Source organism: bacterium, from assembly GCA_026398675.1.
GTDB lineage: Bacteria > RBG-13-66-14 > RBG-13-66-14 > RBG-13-66-14 > RBG-13-66-14 > RBG-13-66-14.
This window is the reverse complement of the sequence record JAPLSK010000006.1, coordinates 1-1,574: the sequence shown is the minus strand read 5'-3', so window position 1 is coordinate 1,574 and position 1,574 is coordinate 1. Positions and strand designations below refer to the sequence as shown.

Here is a 1,574-nt window from a genome sequence, read left to right as displayed (position 1 = left end):
CAGCCGGCCGACCCTTTACTCGACGACCTCCACCTTACCCCGGACCCTCTCCATGGCGCGGATAAAGGCCTACAGTTCCTCGGGGGCCAGCTCACCGGCCGCGTATCGGTCGAAAAGGACTCTCAGTTCATCGTCGTCCATCGTCACCCCTCGCAAAGCATAGCCCAAACCCGTTTCACTCGACAACCTGGAACGAATCGCCCGTCCGCTCGATGTAGAGCTCCCGCAGCTTTTTCCTCCCCCGGTGGACCCAGGTCTTCAGGGTGGCCACGGGGCACCCGAGGGCCGCGGCGGCGTCGCGGTAATCCACGCCCTCCAGGTACGCCAGCTCGATGGCCCGGCGCTCGTTCTCGGGCAGCTCGGCCAGTAAACCGCGGACGAGCTCCATCTCACCGTCCGCCTCCAGCTTGCGCTCCACCATGGGTTCATCCACGGCGGCCTGCGCCAGGCCGGGGTGCTCCTCGTCGTCGGTGGAGACCGTTTCCAGGCGCCGCTGGGTCGCCATCCTCACCGCGGCGTTGTGGGCGATGCGGAAAATCCAGCTGGAAAATTTCGCCTGAAAGCGGAAACCGGCCAGGCCGCGCCAGGCCCGCAGGTAGGCCTCGTTCGCCGCCTCCTCCGCCGCCCGGGGGTCGCGCAGGACGCGGTAGCAGCACGTGTAAACGAGGTCTTGGTTAGCGTACACCAGCTCGGCGAATGCGTTCTCGTCGCCCTCTATCGCCCGGCGAATCAGTTCCTGTTCGCGTTCCGTCTCCAACTAAAAACGGCTTTCATTCCCTTTGATACAAAAAAGGTCGGATCGGTTTTGCTGGGGCGTTACTCGCTTCACTTCGCTTCTGAAGTGTCTGACTAAGTTTTCCAATGGTAGGACGGTGTGGTAGTATCGTCAAGGTGAAACGAAGTGACACGTTAGTGAAACCGGTCCCGCCCGGTGCGTATCCAAGGGTGTGAGGCGAAAAAAGCGGACGGGGGCTCTCATGGACATAGTCGGATTCACCACGGTCTTCATGGGGATCGGCATCGGGATGCTGGCCATCTGGCTGGATTTCCGGCGGAAGAAGCTCGTACACGAGGAGAGGATGGAGGCGCTGCGCCAGGGCATCACGCCGCCCGACTGGCTGACCGACATCGAGCGGAAGAAAAAAACGCCCCGGGAGCGGGCGACAAAATTCTTCGTCTCCGGCCTCATCCTCTTCTTCATCGGGCTGTCGTGCTTCCTGGGCTGCACCTTCATGGGCCTGCCGCTGTGGATCGGTTTCTGGGCCTCGATCCCGGGCTGGATCGGGTTGGCGCTTATCCTGGTTGGGATTCTAATCTTGAGGGGTGTCATCGGCGACCAGACGTCGGAGTGATGGACTTTCGGCGGAATTGTAAGACGGCGCCCGGGCGCCGTTTTTTTATGTAAATCGGGATGGTGTGGACACACGCCTCTACGTTTCTCCAGCGCGAATTCAACCCGTAGGGGCGACCGTTCACGGTCGCCCGCGGGCCGACCTAAACGGCGCGCCGTCGGTCGGCCCCTACATCATCGCAATTTGTCGGGCGCGGGGATGGGGATTAGGGCTGCCTTATGT

The 1,574-nt window shown here is 62.0% G+C and carries 2 protein-coding genes; one reads left to right on the top strand and one right to left on the bottom strand.

The genetic code is table 11. The features are described 5' to 3' along the window. Positions 1–175 precede the first annotated feature (175 nt). Positions 176–757, bottom strand: a complete 582-nt coding sequence (locus NTW26_00065) for a sigma-70 family RNA polymerase sigma factor (protein ID MCX7020667.1) — start codon at positions 755–757, stop codon at positions 176–178. A 220-nt stretch (positions 758–977) separates the two neighbouring features. Here NTW26_00065 and NTW26_00060 point away from each other — a divergent pair, with 220 nt between their 5' ends. Beyond that, complete coding sequence (locus tag NTW26_00060) at positions 978–1,352, top strand: hypothetical protein (GenBank protein MCX7020666.1); 375 nt, start codon at positions 978–980, stop codon at positions 1,350–1,352. The last annotated feature ends 222 nt before the right edge of the window (positions 1,353–1,574 follow it).

Bases quoted from the DNA above. Each gene is read 5' to 3' on its own strand.
- NTW26_00060 (MCX7020666.1), top strand. From the start codon at position 978: ATGGACATAGTCGGATTCACCACGGTCTTCATGGGGATCGGCATCGGG.